This window comes from Methylobacterium sp. E-012, from assembly GCF_057836545.1.
On sequence record NZ_JBYQEY010000001.1, the window covers coordinates 873,313 to 889,563 of the forward strand.

The 16,251-nt window shown below is 72.5% G+C and carries 12 protein-coding genes; 5 read left to right on the forward strand and 7 right to left on the reverse strand.

All coding sequences use genetic code 11. The features are described from left to right. Positions 1 to 207 precede the first annotated feature (207 nt). From AC3IF1_RS04085 to AC3IF1_RS04100, 4 genes are all read right to left on the reverse strand, one after another. Entirely contained in the window at positions 208 to 492 is a 285-nt protein-coding gene (locus tag AC3IF1_RS04085) for an accessory factor UbiK family protein (protein WP_489216052.1), read from the reverse strand. Positions 493 to 642: 150 nt separating this feature from the next. After that, positions 643 to 864 (reverse strand): hypothetical protein, encoded by a 222-nt coding sequence (locus tag AC3IF1_RS04090; protein WP_243967470.1) that lies wholly within the window; start codon positions 862 to 864, stop codon positions 643 to 645. 133 nt (positions 865 to 997) lie between these two features. Continuing rightward, positions 998 to 1,714: a PhoH family protein gene (locus tag AC3IF1_RS04095; RefSeq protein ID WP_243967471.1), complete on the reverse strand. Its 717-nt coding sequence runs from the start codon at positions 1,712 to 1,714 to the stop codon at positions 998 to 1,000. Positions 1,715 to 2,127: 413 nt separating this feature from the next. Next, positions 2,128 to 4,503 (reverse strand): ATP-dependent helicase, encoded by a 2,376-nt coding sequence (locus AC3IF1_RS04100; RefSeq protein WP_243967472.1) that lies wholly within the window; start codon positions 4,501 to 4,503, stop codon positions 2,128 to 2,130. A gap of 282 nt (positions 4,504 to 4,785) precedes the next feature. On the opposite strand from AC3IF1_RS04100, the gene AC3IF1_RS04105 reads away from it, so the two are divergent. Further along, positions 4,786 to 8,232 (forward strand): AsmA protein, encoded by a 3,447-nt coding sequence (locus AC3IF1_RS04105; protein ID WP_489216055.1) that lies wholly within the window; start codon positions 4,786 to 4,788, stop codon positions 8,230 to 8,232. Positions 8,233 to 8,241: 9 nt separating this feature from the next. On the opposite strand, the gene AC3IF1_RS04110 is transcribed toward AC3IF1_RS04105, so the two are convergent. Continuing rightward, on the reverse strand, positions 8,242 to 10,377 hold the full coding sequence (locus AC3IF1_RS04110) for a S9 family peptidase (RefSeq protein WP_489216057.1): 2,136 nt from the start codon (positions 10,375 to 10,377) through the stop codon (positions 8,242 to 8,244). 170 nt (positions 10,378 to 10,547) lie between these two features. Between AC3IF1_RS04110 and AC3IF1_RS04115 the strand changes: the two genes are divergently transcribed. Both AC3IF1_RS04115 and AC3IF1_RS04120 read left to right on the forward strand, forming a co-directional pair. Beyond that, entirely contained in the window at positions 10,548 to 10,775 is a 228-nt protein-coding gene (locus tag AC3IF1_RS04115) for a hypothetical protein (RefSeq protein WP_489216059.1), read from the forward strand. 109 nt (positions 10,776 to 10,884) lie between these two features. Next, positions 10,885 to 11,724, forward strand: coding sequence for a DUF6456 domain-containing protein (locus tag AC3IF1_RS04120; RefSeq protein WP_489220314.1), 840 nt, complete (start codon positions 10,885 to 10,887; stop codon positions 11,722 to 11,724). A gap of 109 nt (positions 11,725 to 11,833) precedes the next feature. Here the strand turns inward: AC3IF1_RS04120 and AC3IF1_RS04125 are convergent, their stop codons facing one another. Both AC3IF1_RS04125 and AC3IF1_RS04130 read right to left on the reverse strand, forming a co-directional pair. Then, positions 11,834 to 12,262: a SufE family protein gene (locus AC3IF1_RS04125; protein WP_243967476.1), complete on the reverse strand. Its 429-nt coding sequence runs from the start codon at positions 12,260 to 12,262 to the stop codon at positions 11,834 to 11,836. 81 nt (positions 12,263 to 12,343) lie between these two features. Further along, a complete protein-coding gene (locus tag AC3IF1_RS04130; protein WP_243967477.1) occupies positions 12,344 to 13,441 on the reverse strand; it encodes a sensor histidine kinase in 1,098 nt (365 codons plus the stop codon). A 728-nt stretch (positions 13,442 to 14,169) separates the two neighbouring features. Here AC3IF1_RS04130 and AC3IF1_RS04135 point away from each other — a divergent pair. Continuing rightward, positions 14,170 to 14,922 (forward strand): bacteriorhodopsin, encoded by a 753-nt coding sequence (locus AC3IF1_RS04135; RefSeq protein WP_489216062.1) that lies wholly within the window; start codon positions 14,170 to 14,172, stop codon positions 14,920 to 14,922. 5 nt (positions 14,923 to 14,927) lie between these two features. Next, entirely contained in the window at positions 14,928 to 15,857 is a 930-nt protein-coding gene (locus AC3IF1_RS04140; RefSeq protein WP_489216064.1) for a Brp/Blh family beta-carotene 15,15'-dioxygenase, read from the forward strand. The last annotated feature ends 394 nt before the right edge of the window (positions 15,858 to 16,251 follow it).

Sequence of the window (16,251 nt, forward strand, 5' to 3'; positions counted from 1 at the left end):
TGGGACGACCGGCAAATCCACGCCGGCGGTGAGCCGATCGACTGTCGAAGCTCCGCGGACATCGCCCCGCAGCGATCGAATCACCCTATGCCCGACTATAGACCGGCCGTGACTCACGACACAAAGTGCAGGCCCCGTTCAGTGAACAGGAAACCGGATCGTCGCGACGGCTTCCTGTGTAAAAGCTCCCGGCGTTGCCGCCCGGACTCAAACCACCTCGCTCAGCCCGGCCGCGCCCGCCGCGGCGCTCCCGGATTTCGCCTCCAGGGCCGCGACGCGGGCCGCGAGGGCCTCGTTCTGCGCCTGCAGGTTGGTGACGAGGTCGCGGAGCACGTCGAGCTCCTCCCGCGAGGCGATGTCGAGGTCGCGGATGACGCGCTCGATCTGCGCCCGGACCACGGTCTCGGCCTCGCGGCGCACGCCCTGGGCGGCACCGGCCGCGTCGGTCATCAGGCGGGCGAGGTCGTCGAACAGTCGATTGGAGGGGGGCATCCTGGTCTCCCGGATCGGCTGGCTGCCGCGACGGCCGCCTGACGGCGCGATTCGAGACGACGAGATAGGAATCTTCGGGGCGGGGAGCAACGCCCCTCCCGGCCGGGGCGGCGGAGCGGGGACGGATCGAACCCGCTCCGCCCTGCGACCTTACATGCGGTGCATGCGGTGGTGCATCATCCGGCGGTGCATGCGGTGATGCATCATGTGCCGGCGCATCATCCGCCGCTCCATGTGGTTCATCCGGACCTGGGTGACGGCGTCGGGGGCCGCGACGGCGCCGGGCATGGCCGGGGCCGCGGAGGCGGGCTGCACCAGGGCGGCGGCGCCCAGCGAGGCCAGCACGGTGAAGGCGAAGGTCAGTTTCCTCACGAAGAGACTCCAGTTCTCTGTTCGCCGGGTAGGATGCCCGGTTCATCCTCCCGGACGGGAGGTACGGAGAGTCGTCTCGCGCCGCGGGGCGGCACGGCGGACCTTCGAGGGTCCGCCGCCGTCAACTTGTGAGTTAGAGATTCGTTTCCTCGAACGCCTTCACCCACTCGGCGCAGATGCCCGAGCGCACGATGTCGTTCCGGGTGAACTCAACCACCGGTATGGGCATCATCCGGCTCTTGACCAAGTGCATGACGGTGCGCAGCCCCGAGGTCTCGCGCAGGTCGGTCTGGGAGACGTCGCCGTTGATGATGACCTGGCAATCGTCGCCGATCCGGGTCAGGAACATCTTGATCTCGGCGGTGGTGGTGTTCTGCGCCTCGTCGAGGATCACGAGGCAGTTCTTGAAGGTGCGCCCGCGCATCACCTCGAACGGGACGATCTCGATGTCGCCGGTCTTGAGGGCGATCTCGAAGGCGGCCGCGCCCATCCGCTCCTTCATGGCCTCGGTCAGAGGCGCGACCCAGGGGGCGATCTTCTCCTCGAGGGTGCCGGGGAAGAAGCCCAGCGACCGGCCCGACGGGACGTTCGGGCGGGTGATCACCACCTTGGAGATCCGGCGCTGGCGGAGCTGGTCGGCGGCGCGGGTCCCGGCGATGTAGGTCTTGCCGGTGCCGGCGGGCCCCAGGACGATGACCTGCGGGGAGCGGGCGAGGGCGTCGAGATACTCGGCTTGGCGTTCGGTGAGGGGCTGAATCGGGGCGAGGTTGCGTTCTTCGTCGAAGCGCGTGCGGTGAATACGGGACGTGCGGTCTTCAACCAGTTCAAGTCGTGCGCGGCGTCTCTTCATGGATGTACACTCCAACGGGACTTGCCAACCTGGATCTGTTTCTGAACTGCCGTTTACCTGCCTGCTCCCGGTTCTACACGTCTTGCGGAACTAATACCGTCCCTTTGCCGAAGGTTCCGCGCCGCGCTCGTCCGCCTGTGGAGAGCGTCACAACGTCCCGCGCGCGGCCGAATACGTGACGCAACGGCCGCGCCAGCGTGATTCGCACCTGACGATTGCGCACGGGGTGTGACCAGGGGGTGACGGTCGGCGCGACCGCCCGGGAAAAGGCGCCGTGCTGGCGCGGATGCATCAGGCTCGGGAGGGGGGAGACGCGCTGACGCGGCATCCGGCACGAAAGCGTTCCTCCGCGCCCGATCGGGCGAAGCCGGCCGACCCTGCCGCCGGGGACCGTCCGGGCTTGATCGGCGGGACTAGCTTGATCCAGCCTGGATGAAGCTGTCGAGGACCATCTTCCGGCCGGCCTTGTCGAAGTCAACGGTCAGCTTGTTGCCATCGACCTCGGCGACGGTGCCGGGGCCGAACTTGGTGTGGAAGACCCGCTGGCCGGCCTCGAACGCCGAGGGCGTGCCCGTCGACTTGGCGATCAGCTCGCCCTCGATCTGCCGCGGCCCCCCGGCCTGTCCGCCGGCCCGGCCCCCCGGCGCGGACCCGAAGCCGCCGCGGCCGGCCTGCGGCGCGGTGGCGGCCTGGGCCCGCTGCCAGCCCGGCGTGCCGTAGCTCGATCCGAACGGCGCGGGGTTGCGGTCGAACCGCGAGGCGCCGGCGGAGAAATGAGCCGGCGCCTCGATCACGTCGACCGCCGATTCCGGCAATTCGTCGATGAACCGGGACGGGATGGTCGAGGACCACAGCCCGTGGATGCGCCGGTTGACCGCGAAGGACAGCTTGGCCCGCTTGCGCGCCCGGGTGAGGCCGACATGGGCGAGACGCCGCTCCTCCTCCAGGCCGGCCCGGCCGCTCTCGTCCAGCGCCCGCTGGCTCGGGAACAGGCCGTCCTCCCAGCCGGGCAGGAACACGGTGTCGAATTCGAGCCCCTTGGCGGCGTGGAGCGTCATCAGGGAGACCCGGTCGGCGCCCTCCGTCTCGGAGGCCTCCATCACCAGGGAGACGTGCTCCAGGAAGGCCGCGAGGTCGGGGAACTCCTCCATGGAGCGGACGAATTCCTTGAGGTTCTCCAGCCGGCCGGCGGCGTCGGCCGAGCGGTCCTTCTGCCACATCTCGGTGTAGCCGGATTCCTCCAGGATGGTCTGGGCGACCTCGCTGTGCGGCTGCGCCTCCACCAGCCGCGCCCAGCGGGAGAAGCTCGCGGTGAGCGCCCGCAGGGTCGAGCGGACCCGGGGCTTCAGCTCGTCGGTCTCGCACAGGCGCTCCGCGGCGATCCGCAGGGGCAGCCGGTTGGCGCGGCCGTAGGTGTGGAGCTGCTGCAGGGTCGCGTCGCCCAGGCCCCGTTTCGGGGTGTTGACGATCCGCTCGAAGGCGAGGTCGTCGCTGACGTTCACGGTGGCGCGCAGATAGGCCAGGGCGTCGCGGATCTCGGCCCGCTCGTAGAAGCGCGGGCCGCCGATCACCCGGTAGGGCAGGCCGAGCTGGACGAAGCGGTCCTCGATCTCGCGCATCTGCGCGGAGATGCGCACCAGCACGGCGATCTCCGACAGGGGATGCTGCTTGACCTGGAGCGACTCGATCGATTCGGCGAGCAGCCGCGCCTCCTCCTCGGAATCCCAGGCCCCCGACACGGTGACGCGTTCGCCCGGCTCGTCCTCGGTGCGCAGGGTCTTGCCGAGCCGGCTCTCGTTCCTGGCGATCAGCCCCGAGGCGGCCGCCAGGATGTGGCCGGTGGAGCGGTAGTTGCGCTCCAGGCGCACCACCACGGCACCGGGGAAGTCGTGCTCGAAGCGCAGAATGTTGTCGACCTCGGCCCCGCGCCAGCCGTAGATTGACTGGTCGTCGTCGCCCACGCAGGCGATGTTCTTGCGATTCTGCGCGAGCAGCCTCAGCCACAGGTACTGGGCGACGTTGGTGTCCTGGTACTCGTCGACCAGGATGTAGCGGAACCGGTCCTGGTAATTGGCGAGCACATCAGGGTTCTCGCGCCAGAGCTTGAGGCACAGCAACAAGAGATCGCCGAAATCGACGGCGTTCAGCGTCGCGAGCCGGGCCTGGTAGGCGGTGTAGAGCGCCCCGCCCTTGCCGAAGGCGAAGGACGCGGCCTCGCCCGGCGGCACCTGCTCGGGCGAGAGGCCGCGGTTCTTCCAGCCGTCGATCGTGTGGGCGAGCGCCCGGGCCGGCCAGCGCTTCTCGTCGATGTTCTGGTCGGCGATCACCTGCTTCATCAGCCGCAGCTGATCGTCGGTGCCGAGGATGGTGAAGTCGGATTTGAGCCCGACGAGCTCGGCATGGCGGCGCAGGATCTTGGTGCCGATGGCGTGGAAGGTGCCGAGCCAGGGCATGCCCTCGCCGGCCGGGCCGATCAGCGCGCCGATCCGGTGCTTCATCTCCCGGGCGGCCTTGTTGGTGAAGGTCACCGACAGGATGTCGAAGGGCCGCGCCCGGTTGGTGGCGATCAGGTGGGCGATGCGGGTGGTGAGCACCCGGGTCTTGCCGGTGCCGGCCCCGGCCAGCACCAGGACCGGGCCCTCCGTGGTCTCGACGGCGCGGCGCTGCTCGGGGTTGAGCCCCTCGAGATAGGCGGCGGCGTCGCGGCGGAGCGCGCCCATGGCGCGGGCGGCGATGGAAGAGGCGGGAGCGCCGTCCCCGGCGGGCTGCGCATGCGGGCGGTTCTGCATCCCGCATCCCTGGACCAAATCGCGAACGGCGTCGAGGGCGCGTGCGCGCGGTGCGACCTGAGCGTGTGGGCGCAGCCGCTTGCACGCTGGGTCTCATGCTCCGTCCCGAATCAGGTTCCGCTTCGCTGCGCCTGTCCGGGAACCGGCACATCGAGCGCCGCGCGAGCGGCTCCGGACCGTGGCATCACCGCTGGCGCCTCCGAGGGCTTATCGTGCTATGGCCACTTGCTCGCGGGGGCACGCGGGGCGGTCCCGCGCGGAAACGAGTGCGGAACGGGACCATTGCGTGATCTTCTGACCGCGCTGGCGGGCGCCGTCATCCTGGTTCTCGTGGCGGCGCTGGCCGTCCCGCCCTTCGTCGATTGGCAGGCCCACCGCGCGCTGGTCGACCGGGCGCTCACCCGGTCGCTCGGCGTGCCCGCCCGGACCGACGGGCGGATCGAGGTCCGGCTCCTGCCCTCGCCGCGGCTGCGCGTCGACCGCCTGCATCTCGGGGCCGATCCGGAGCGCCCGACCCTCGATGCGCGGTTCGTCAAGGCCGAGGTCGCCCTGGCGCCGCTCCTGAAGGGCGAGTTCCGCTTCACCGAGACCCGGATCGGCCGGGCCGAGATCAAGCTCCCGCTGGCCGGCCCCGACGCCCTGAAGCTGCCGGGCGGTCTCGGGGAGGCCCTGGGCACCCGCGATTTCGCCATCGAGGCGCTGCACGTCCAGCAATTCCTCGTCACCACGCAGGTGCCCGAGACCGGCCGGACCGACCAGTTCTACGCGCAGGACCTGACCCTGCAGGCGCCGGCCCTGGTCGGGCCCTGGCGCGTGGAGGGCACGAGCGGCGGCGTCCCGTTCCGGGCGGTGAGCGGCACGCCGGGGCCGGACGGGCGGCTCGCCGTGAAGATCTCGGGGGGCGGCGATGCCCACCCGCGGTTCGAGGCGGATGCGCGGTTCGGCCTCGTTCCCGTGGAGACCGGCCGGGCGGTCCAGGTGGAGGCCGAGGGCTCCGCCCGCCTCGTGGTCGGCCCGCCGACCCAGGCCGCGGGCGCCTACCTGCCGTTCACGATGGGCGCGACGTTCAAGGCCAGGGGCACGCAGGTGCGGTTCGAGGGGGTCGATCTCGCCCTCGACCCGGGGGGGCGCACCCTGCGCCTCGGCGGCACCGGCCGGCTCGACCTGCGCCAGTGGCGCGCCGCCCTGAGCCTGGAGGCCCGCCGCCTCGACCTCGACGCCTTCCTGGCCTCGACCGAGGGCCAGAACCTGATCGCCCGCGGCCTGCCCAGCTGGGGCGGCGACCTGCCGGCGATGCTCGACCTCGATCTCGCCGTGGGCAGCGCCATGCTCGGGGGGGACGAATGGTCGAACCTCGCCCTCACCGGCACCCTGGAGCGGGCCGGCGGCCTGCTGCTGCGGCGCCTCACGGCCACCGGCCCGGCGGAATCCACCGTCAGCGTGAGCGGGCAGGTCGACACCGCGCCGTTCCGCCTCACCGGCCCGGTGGCGCTGAGCGCGCCCGATTCGGACGCCCTGGGCCGCTACCTGCGCCGCCTCGGCCTGGAGAACCCCCTGACCGCCCTCCTCGACGGACGCCGGGTCGAGGCGGCCGCCGATGTCTCCGCGGACCCCGGGAGCCTGTCCCTGCGCAACCTGCGCCTCGCCCTCGGCGCGGCCCGGATCACCGGAAACGCCCGCTACACCGCCGCGGAGGCCGGGGCGCGGGGCCATTTCGAGGCGCAGATCCGCGCGAACGGCATCGACATCGCCGGCCTGCCGCCCCTCGGCACCGCCCTGGGGAGCCTGCGCGACCTCGACCTCGCCCTGACGCTGGAGGCGCGGGACGTGCGCTTCGGGGCCGCGGGCTCCGGCACCGGCACCATCGCGGCGAGCATCCAGACGGACGGCGCCGGCCTCGTGGTCGACAGCCTCGCCGTGACCGATCTCGCGGGCGCGAGCGCCACACTCTCCGGCCGGATCGGCGCGGACGGGACCGGGCGCGTCTCCGGCCGCCTGAAGGCCCCGGTGGCGGCGCCGCTGCTGGGCCTGCTCGAACGGGTCTGGATCGGCGAGATCCGCCTGCTGCCGGCCTTCCTGCGGGACGCGCCCCTCGACCTCGCCGTCAGCCTCGACCGGGAGGGTGGCCCCGCCCAGGCCCTGCGCACCCAGGCCCGGGGCAGCGCCGGCGGCGGCAGCCTCGACCTGACCCTGGCGAGCCGCGGGACGGGGATCGAGGGCGGCACCGCGACGCTGAGTACCCCCCGGGCCGGGACGTGGTTCGGGCGGACCGACATCGCCGGCCTCCAGCAGCCCGCGGCGCTCCACGTGAAGGCCGAGCGACCGGACGGCGCCGGGCTCGCCCTCAGCCTCGACGGGATGGTGGCGGGGCTCCGGCTCGCGACCTCCCGGCCGGTCCTGATCGGCGCCGACGCGCTGCCCAGCGGCGGCGTGGTCCGGGCCGAGACGGCCGATCTCGGGCCGTTCCTGACGCTCGCCGGGGCCGCGAGCCTTCCGCCGGGCGCGTGGCCGGCCGACCTGACCGTCACCGTGTCCCGGGAGGCGGGGGAGGGGGCCGCCACCCTGGCCGGCCAGATCGCCGGATCGGGGGTGAGCGGGACGCTGCTGCGGGCACCCGGCGGCGTCCCCCACGGGCGCCTCGCCCTCGACCGGCTGTCGCTGCCGCACCTGGCGGAGGCCGTGCTGCTCCCGGTCCAGGAGGGCGGCCGGTTCGGGCCGCCCCCCGCCCACCCGGCCGTCACCCTCGACACCCGCATCGCCAGGCTGGACCTCGGGCGCGGTCTCGTGGCGACGGATGCGGCCATGGCCCTCGGCCTCGCAGAGACCGGCCTGACCCTGCGCGACCTGACCGGCAAGCTCGGCGGCGGGCGGATCGCCGGATCGGCGACGATCACGCGGGCCGGGGCCGGCGCGGCGATCTCCGGTACCGGCAGCCTCGACGACGTGGCGCTCTCCGCGCTCACCGGCGGCCCGGTCGGCGGCCGCCTGGATGCCGATCTGCGCTTCGCCACCACGGCGGAGACGATCCCGGGGCTCGGCGACGGCCTCTCGGGCAGCGGCACGCTGGTGCTCAAGGACCTGCGCGTCCCGGCGGCCGATCCGGCGGCGCCGGGGCGCGCCCTGTCCCGGGCGGTGGAGATCGACGATCCCCTGCGCGAGGGCCGCCTCCAGGCCCTGGTGGCGGAGGAACTCGCCAAGGCCGCGGCGCAGGCGGGCGCGCCCGCGCGGGCCGCGGCCACGATCGTCGGCGGGGTGCTGCGGGCCGGTCCGTTCGACATCGATTTCGGGCCCGCCCGCTGGGCCGGCACGGTCGGCTGCGACCTGCGCGGCGGCCGCCTCGACGCCCGGGGGACGCTCACCGGCGGTCCGGTGCCCCGGGGCTGGAGCGCCGGTCCGCCGGCGATCCAGATCGGCCTGGCGGGGCCGCTCGCCGCCCCCGAACGGACCCTCGACGTCGGCGCCCTGTCGAACGGGCTCGCCGCCTTCGTGCTCCAGCGCGAGCTGGAGACGATCGAGCTGACGGACGCCGATCAGGTCGAGCGGCAGCGCCGCCGCGCCCGGATCGAGATGGACCATGCCCGGGCCGCGGCGCTCAAGGCCGCCGCCGACAGGGCGGCGGCGGAGAAGGCCGCGACCGAGAGGGCCGCCGCCGAGGAGGCGGCCCGCCGGGCGCGGGTCCTGGGGGAGGGGGCGGACCCGGCACCCTCCCCAGCCGAGGGACGGCCCTGAACGGACGGCTCAGGCCTTCCCCATCGCCATCAGCGCGAACGCGGAGATCAGCGCCACCTCCTCCAGCCGGTCGAACCGGCCGGCGGCGCCGCCGTGGCCCGCCTCCATGTTGATCCGCAGCAGCACCGGGCCGCCGCCCGTCATGGTGGCGCGCAGCCGCGCGACCCACTTGGCCGGCTCCCAGTAGGTGACCCGCGGATCGGTGAGCCCGCCGAGCGCCAGGATCGCCGGATACGCCTGGGCGGCGACATTGTCGTAGGGCGAGTAGGACAGGATCGTCCGGAAATCGGCGTCGCTCGCCCCCGGGTTGCCCCATTCGGGCCATTCCGGCGGGGTCAGCGGCAATTCCGCGTCCAGCATGGTGTTGAGCACGTCGACGAAGGGCACGTCGGCGACGATACCGGCAAACAGCTCCGGCGCCATGTTGGCGACCGCCCCCATCAGCATGCCGCCGGCCGAGCCGCCATGGGCGACGATGCGTTTTTCCGCCGTATAGCCGGCTCCGATCAGCGCCCGGGCGCAGGCGATGAAGTCCGTGAAGGTGTTGGGCTTCTGCGCGCGCTTGCCGTCGAGATACCAGCGCCAGCCCTTCTCGGTCCCGCCCCGGATATGCGCGATGGCGTAGACGAAGCCCCGGTCGACCAGGCTCAGCAGGTTCGTCCGGAACCCGGCCGGCATCAGCGTCCCGTAGGAGCCGTAGCCGTAGAGCAGCAGCGGTGCGGAGCCGTCGAGCACGAGGTCGCGCTGGTGCAGCAGCGAGATCGGCACCTGCTCCCCGTCCGGGGCGGTGGCGAAGAGCCGCCGGGTCACGTAGGCGGCCGGGTCGTGCCCGCTCGGCACCGCCTGGCGCTTGCGCAGGGTCCGGTCCCGGCTGTCGCAGGCGTAGTCCCAGGTCTCCGACGGGGTCGTCATGGACGAGTAGACGAAGCGGATCGTCGTTGTGTCGAAGGCGAGCCCGGACCGGAGCCCCAGGGCGTAGGCCTCCTCGGCGAAGGCGACGCTGTGCTCGGCGCCGCTGGCGAGGTCGCGCACGACGATCCGCGGCCGGGCATTCTCGATCTCGAGCCGGATCAGGTGGCCCGTGAGCAGGTGCAGGTGCCGGATCATCACCCCCGGCCGGTGCGGCACGAGGTCGGTCCAGTTGGCGCGGCCCGGAGCGTCGAGGGGGGCCGTGACGATCTTGAAGTCCTCGGCCCCGTCCGCGTTGGTGCGGATATACAGCCGGTCGCCCCGGTGCTCGACCCCGTAGATCAGCAGCGGCTCGCGCGGCTGCACGAGGCGCAGGGGCCCGGCGGGGGCGTGCCGGTCGAGCAGCCGGACCTCCGCGGTCTCGTGGTCGCTCGCCGTCACGTCGAGGAACGCCCCGGACTGGGTCCGGCCGATATGGACGAAATAGCCGGCATCGGCTTCCGTATAGACGGTCTCGTCCTGTGTCTGCGCGGTGCCGAGGCGGTGGCGCATCACCTTGGCGGGGCGGTGGTTGGCGTCGAGCGCCACGTACCAGAAGCTGTCGCCGTCCCCGGCCCAGACCGCCTCGCCGGAGGTCGCCTCGACCCGGTCGTCGAGGTCCAGCCCGGTGGCGAGGTCGCGGACCCGGATCGTGTAGAGTTCCGAGCCCTTGGTGTCCGCGCTCCAGGCGAGGCGGGCATGGTCGTCGGAATGCACCGCGGCGGCGATCTCGAAGAACGGCAGGCCTTCGCCCTCGCGGTCGCCGTCGATCAGAATCGTCTCCTCCGGGTCCGGCCCGGCCTGCGGCACGTCGGGCGCCGTCGCCGGCCTCCGGCAGATCAGCGGGTGCTGGCCGCCCTCCCGGTGGCGCGTGTAATAGGCGAACGGCCCGTCGGGGTCCGGGACGCCGCTCTCGTCCTCCTGGATCCGCCCGCGCATCTCGGCGACGAGCCGCTGGCGCAGCGCCGCGGTCCCGGCCAGGGCCGCCTCCGCGTAGGCGTTCTCGGCGCGGAGATAGGCGTCGATGTCCGCGGGCAGGGCGGCGGGGTCCTTGAGGACCGTCTGCCAGTTCTCGGCCTTCAGCCACGCGTAGGGATCAGTGATCGCCTGTCCGTGGACGCTGAAGCGCCGCGGCCGGATCTCGGCGACCGGCGCCCCGGTGGATTGCGCGCGCAGGCCGTGGCCGATGTCGGTCATCGTCTCTCCCGTCGGGTCCCGTCAGGCGCGGGTGAGAGCATGTGTCCCGCCCGGCGCCGGGATGCAAGGCGGCGCGGCGCAGGGCCGGCGGGAGCCTGTCCCGACCTCGGGCGTTGAAGCCCGGACCGTGGCGTGGATCACGGTCGCCGGTTCGACGCCGAGGTGCCGACATGGTCGCGATCCCCGACACGCAGGCCGATTCGCAGGACGAGGATCCCCAGCGGGACCTGCAGCAGGTGAACGAGATGCTCGCGGACTGGGCGGCGCGCTCGGCGACCACGAGCGAAGCGCTGGTCGAGCGCTTCGAGGCGATGGGCTATCCGGTGCGCGGCAAGTCGGAGGACGAGATCGCCGAGATCCTGCGCCGGCCGCCGCCCCGTCCGGTCGGGACAACGTGACCGCGGTCAGTCCGGTTTAGGCAAAAAAACCTTGACTTTATGAATTTTCCTGACAGGGTACGAGCGCTCCCGCATTTGAGCGGCCAATCAGGAACAAATCATGAACAAGATGGCCAGGAACCGGCGTGCCGAGACTGCCCGACCGAAGCCGGACCGGCCGCAGCCGGCAGACCTGCCGCCGGAGGCGGGCCGCCTGCTGGCGCGGCTCGGCGAGGCGGGGGCCTATGCCCGGCCCGATCCCCTGGTCGAGGACGCGCTGCTGGTCCGGCGCGGCGGCGACGGCATCTCGGTGGGGAGCGGGCGCTTCACGGTCGCGTCCGGCCGGGCCCTCGCCGCTGCCGACCTGGCGGAATGGGACCCGGCCGGTACGCGGCTGACGATCAGCGCCGCCGGGCGGGCGCGCCTGCGCCGGCAGGCCATGCCGGGCGACAGGGCCTTCGCCGCGCAGCATCAGGACCTCACGGTGGCGGCGGAGGGCGGGGAGCCGATCCTGCGCAACGCCTCCGAGAACCCCCTCGCCTGGATGGTGCGCCGCCGCGGCCGGGACGGTGCGCCGCTGATCGATGCGGCCGCCTTCGAGGCCGGCGAGCGGCTCCGGCGGGACATGAACGCCGCCGCGCTGCTGCCCCGGATGGGGAGCGATCCCAGTGCCCCCCGGGTCGATGGCGGCGGCCCGCGCGACCCGGCCGCCGCGGCCGACCACGTGATCGCGGCCCGGCAGCGGGTCCGCGGCGCCCTCGACGCGGTCGGCAGCGATCTGTCCGGCCTCCTGATCGATCTCTGCGGCTTCCTGAAGGGCCTGGAGCGGATCGAGGTCGAGCGCCGCTGGCCGGCGCGCTCGGCCAAGGTCGTGGCGCGCATCGCCCTCGGGCGGCTGGCCGAGCATTACGGCCTGGAGCGCGAGGCTACGGGGCCGGAGCACGCCCGCCTGCGCCTGTGGCAGGCTTGATGCGGATTGTCACCGATCCGATCCGTGAGGTCCGGCGGACGGCCGCCGCCGCGCGGGCGGACCTCGATGAGGCGGGCGCATCGCGGTCCGGGATGATCCGGTCCGCCGTTCAGCCCGCCGCGGCGAGCCGGACCGCGTCGCGGTGGATCCGCTCGGCCATGGACCGCACGCCGTTGGACCGCTTCGAGGTGACGTGGGAGCCGAAGCGGAGCTGCCGGAACAGGTCGAGCCCGTCGGTCTCGGCCGCCTCGCGCGGGGTCTTGCCGGTGTAGAGCGCCACCATCAGCGCGACGAAGCCGCGGACGATGAAGGAATCGCTGAAGCCCTGCAGCACCAGGCGCCGTTCCGCCGCGGCGTCCTCGACGGCGGTGTCGATCCAGACCTGGCTCTCGCAGCCATGGACCCGGTTGGCCTCGGTCCGCAGGGCGTCGGGCATTGGCGGCAGGGCGCGGCCGAGCTCGATCAGGTATTCCAGCCGCATGTCGTCGTCGTCGACGATCTCGAAATTGTCGATGATGGTGCCGATCGGGGGAAGCATGGTCGTCCGGATCCGGGAAACGTCTGCGCCGCTATAGGCCGGCCGCGCGGCGGTGGCGACGGCCCCCAGCGACGCGGGCGGTCAGTGCGCCGCCACGGAGGTGGGCGGGAGGATCAGCTTCAGGGGATCGACCGGCGAGGCGTCGCCCGACACGGCGATCTCGGCCTGCGCCGCATAGGCGGCGATGAGCCGGGGGCCGAGCTTCGGGACGTTGGGCCGGCCGGAGGCGGCCATATCGCTCACCCCGGAGACGATCGACAGGCGCAGGGGCTGGCCCGCCTCGGCCTCCATGCCGATGCAGATCGAGCAGGCGACGTGCTCGGCGGTGGCGTCCAGGCACTCGGCCACGATCTCGGCCACGATCATGCCCAGCGCGTTGGCGGTGCGCGGCTCCACGAGCCCGTTGCCCGAGCCCTCGACCTGGACGCCGATGCGCCCGGCCCGGCGGAGCTGCCCGAGCCCGGAGGCCAGGCGGTGCAGGTAGTCCTTGAGGTCGATGGAGGCGATGTGCGGCGCCTCGTGGAGGTGCTGCTGCACCAGCGCGATCGCCCGGACCCGCTGGCCCAGGGCCTCGAAGCTGCCGCGGCAGGCATCCGGCGCCGCCCGGCCGTACAGGCCGATCAGGCTGACCATCACCTGCAGGTTGTTGCGGACGCGGTGATAGACCTCGGCGAGCAGCGTCTCCTTCTCGGCCAGGGCATGCTCGATACTCTCTTCGGCGTGCTTGCGGTCTGTGATGTCGAAGCACGACCCGAGATAGCCCTGGAACCGCCCGTCCTCCACGAGGGGGCGCGCGGTGTCGAGCAGCCAGCGGTACACGCCGTCGTGCCGGCGCAGGCGGAACTCCACGGTGAACGGCGCCCGGGCGTCGAAGGCCTCCGCGACGACCCGGGCGTGGCGGTCGAAATCCTCGGGATGCAGCCCCTCGCGCCAGCCGAGGCCGAGTTCCGCCGCAAGCGGGCGCCCGGTGAATTCCAGCCAGCACTCGTTGTGGTGGACCGCGTGCCCGTGCGCGTCCGAGCGCCACATCATCAGCGGGACGACATCGGCGAAGCGCTTGAAGCTGTCGCTCAGCGCGGCCGCCTCGGCGGTGCCCTGCGCCGGAACCGTTCCAGTATCCCCCGCGGGACCATCGTCCAGCGGCTCAGCCGTTCCGGACCCTGGGGGCTGTCCGACCATTCTCTGTCCGATTCGCTCTGGCGACGTGTGTGAGGGAGACGACTGGGTATGGATAGCGCCGGTCAACGTGCCGACCGAGGCACCGTTCCGGTCTTCAGCCGCCTTTGGAGCGGTCATTCACAGGCACGGGCGCGGCGACGGGGCGACCGCTCCGGATCAGGGTGCTCGAACCGGGGCACGCCGTCGTCCCACGGGGGCCGCTGGGGCGCTGCGCTGGTGGCCGCCGGGACGATCCGCGTCGTGCCGCAGGTTTCGGGTCGGAGATTCGAGCGGCACGACTTGTGAAACCTGTCTCCCGTGCTTGCGGCGACGGCCGTCCATCTCCGGCAGCGGCGTCTTGACTCGACCGTTCCACGGGACGAGCCGCCAGGACCTGCCGCGCGCCGTCCCTTCTCTGCGCGGGGGCGGATTCCCGGATCGCGTTCGATGACGGCAACGGCCGGAAGCGATGGGTCACCCCAATCGCCTCTGCGCGGGAAAGAAGCCCCCGCGTCGGCCCGAGCTCCTTCGGGGGCCACCCGATTCCGTAGGGGGAGGGCGCGTGCCTTCGCGGGCGTGATCCTTCCGTCCAGGGCCCGGGGCGGCGGGGGGGCGATGCAATAAGCGTCTCGGCAAAGCCGGTTCGGCTGCGACATTCGCCCCACGCAACGATCGCCCCCGACACCGATTGGGCAGGGTGCCGCCACGTTCGTGGGCGGACCAATCATCCCCATACCGACGAGATCGCGATGACGCCTCAATTCTGGCTGTGGCTGGGCTTTGCCGGCATGGCGGCGGGGGCCGCGGTGATCCTGCTCCTGGCCAAGCGACGGACACCGACGGAAGAAGCCGACGGGATCATCCATGGGATCGTGCCGATCATCGCGGCCTGCTCCTACTTCGCCATGGCGACGGGGCAGGGAAGCCTCGTCCTCCCCGCCGGCCCCGACGCGGCCGAGACGGCGCGCCAGTTCTACTTCGCGCGCTACATCGACTGGACCTTCACCACGCCCCTGCTGCTCGTCGGCCTCGCGCGGACCGCGATGCATTCCGGGATGCGCCGGCCGGCCGTCGTCTGGGGGCTGATCGGCTCCGACCTGATCATGATCGTGACCGCCCTGGCCTTCGGCCTGTCCGACGCCGCCGCGGTGAAGTGGACGTGGTTCGCCATCTCCTGCGGCGCGTTCGTGGCCGTGTTCTACGGGATCTTCGTGCAACTGCGTGAGGAGAATGCCGCCGAACGGGCCGACGTGCGGGCCGCCTTCCTGCGCAACGCCATATTCCTCACCGGGGTCTGGTGCGCCTATCCCGTCGTGCTGCTCGTTGGCCAGGACGGCCTCGGCTTCCTGTCGCCGACCGTCGCCCTGGCGGTGATCGCCATCCTCGATCTGACCGCCAAGGTCGCCTACGGCATCATGGCGACCCTGGAGACGACCCGCGCCGTCGACCGCGATCTCACGGACGGGCGCGCCGAGGCCCGGCCGCTGCGCCGGGCGGCCTGACCCGGATGGCGGCCCGGTCATCCGTCCTCCTCCCCGGGGAGGCGGCCAGCCCGGGCCGCCATCACGCGCATGCCTGGGGAGCCCGGCTGCTCCACGGCGCCGGTGCACTCGTCGCGCTGGGGCTCGCCGCCTCGGCCTTCCTCCCGCGCGAGGCCTCCTGGCTCGTGGCGCTGACGGTGGTGATCGCCCTCGGGGTTCCCCACGGCGCCCTCGACGGCGCGGTGGCGGCGCCGCTGCTGCGCCCCCGCTACGGGCGGGCCTGGTTCGGGATCTTCGCCATCCCGTATCTCGGCCTCGCGGCCCTGGTCCTCCTGGCGTGGCAGGTCGCCCCCCTGGCTACCCTGGCGGGGTTCCTGGCTCTGTCGGTGCTGCATTTCGGCGCGGAGGATGCCGGCCCCGGCCGACCCTGGGAGGCCCTCGTGCGCGGCGGCTTGCCGATCGCCCTGCCGGCGCTCCTGCACCCCGCGGCGACGGCGGGGATTTTCGCGGTCGTCGCACGGACGCCGATGCCGCAGCTGCCCGCCTGGTGGTCGGTCGCGGCCTGGCTCTGGCTCGCCCTCGCGGCGATCTGGCTCCTCACGCACCGGCCGGTGCCGGCCGTGCGCATCGAGATGACGATCCTGGCGGCAGCCTTCGAGGTGCTGCCACCCCTGACGGCCTTCACCCTGTACTTCGTCGGCCTCCACGGCCCCCGGCACATGCAAGCGCTGGTGCGCGACCCAGGGCGGGCGCCCGGCGTCGATACGATGCGGCGCGCCGTCCGCGCCGCGCTACCCGTCTTCGCGTTGACCCTCCTCCTCGGCGCGGGCCTCTGGCCCCTCTACGCCGCCGGCGCGTCCGATACGGCGTCCAACCTGCTGACGGTGACGCTCCAGATGCTGTCCGCCCTGACCGTGCCGCACATGCTCCTCGACCGCATCGCGGCCCGGCACTGAGACGGGTCCCGGGTTTGGCCGGGCGGCCGAAACACCGCGGCGCCATTCGTCCGCGCGTGCCCGCGCGAAATCCGCCTGGGACAAGCGCAATCCGCCCGGAGCCGGGCCGGATTCGGGGGCGGCGGCGGGGTGCCGTCTGCGCGGTCGACAACCTAGCGGAGCAGGCCTATCTGCAACCCAGGCTTGTGGAATTTTATAACCTGCGATAGCCTCGCTAGCGTCGTCCAGGGCCTATCGTGCTCGATGGAGCCGTTGCACCGATCAGTACGACCTCGGGCGGTCGGCATCGGGTTGGTCCTGCAGGTTGTGCCGATCGGGTGAAGTTTTCGCGATCAGGTTGCTGCCGAAAACCAGTTTTTAATCATCAGAAGTTGTAATCAGGGTCGTATTTGCC

Bases quoted from the DNA above. Each gene is read 5' to 3' on its own strand.
- AC3IF1_RS04125 (WP_243967476.1), bottom strand. From the start codon at position 12,262: ATGCTTCCCCCGATCGGCACCATCATCGACAATTTCGAGATCGTCGAC.
- AC3IF1_RS04135 (WP_489216062.1), top strand. From the start codon at position 14,170: ATGACGCCTCAATTCTGGCTGTGGCTGGGCTTTGCCGGCATGGCGGCG.
- AC3IF1_RS04130 (WP_243967477.1), bottom strand. From the start codon at position 13,441: ATGGTCGGACAGCCCCCAGGGTCCGGAACGGCTGAGCCGCTGGACGAT.
- AC3IF1_RS04100 (WP_243967472.1), bottom strand. From the start codon at position 4,503: ATGCAGAACCGCCCGCATGCGCAGCCCGCCGGGGACGGCGCTCCCGCC.
- AC3IF1_RS04140 (WP_489216064.1), top strand. From the start codon at position 14,928: ATGGCGGCCCGGTCATCCGTCCTCCTCCCCGGGGAGGCGGCCAGCCCG.
- AC3IF1_RS04095 (WP_243967471.1), bottom strand. From the start codon at position 1,714: ATGAAGAGACGCCGCGCACGACTTGAACTGGTTGAAGACCGCACGTCC.
- AC3IF1_RS04110 (WP_489216057.1), bottom strand. From the start codon at position 10,377: ATGACCGACATCGGCCACGGCCTGCGCGCGCAATCCACCGGGGCGCCG.
- AC3IF1_RS04115 (WP_489216059.1), top strand. From the start codon at position 10,548: ATGGTCGCGATCCCCGACACGCAGGCCGATTCGCAGGACGAGGATCCC.
- AC3IF1_RS04085 (WP_489216052.1), bottom strand. From the start codon at position 492: ATGCCCCCCTCCAATCGACTGTTCGACGACCTCGCCCGCCTGATGACC.
- AC3IF1_RS04120 (WP_489220314.1), top strand. From the start codon at position 10,885: ATGGCCAGGAACCGGCGTGCCGAGACTGCCCGACCGAAGCCGGACCGG.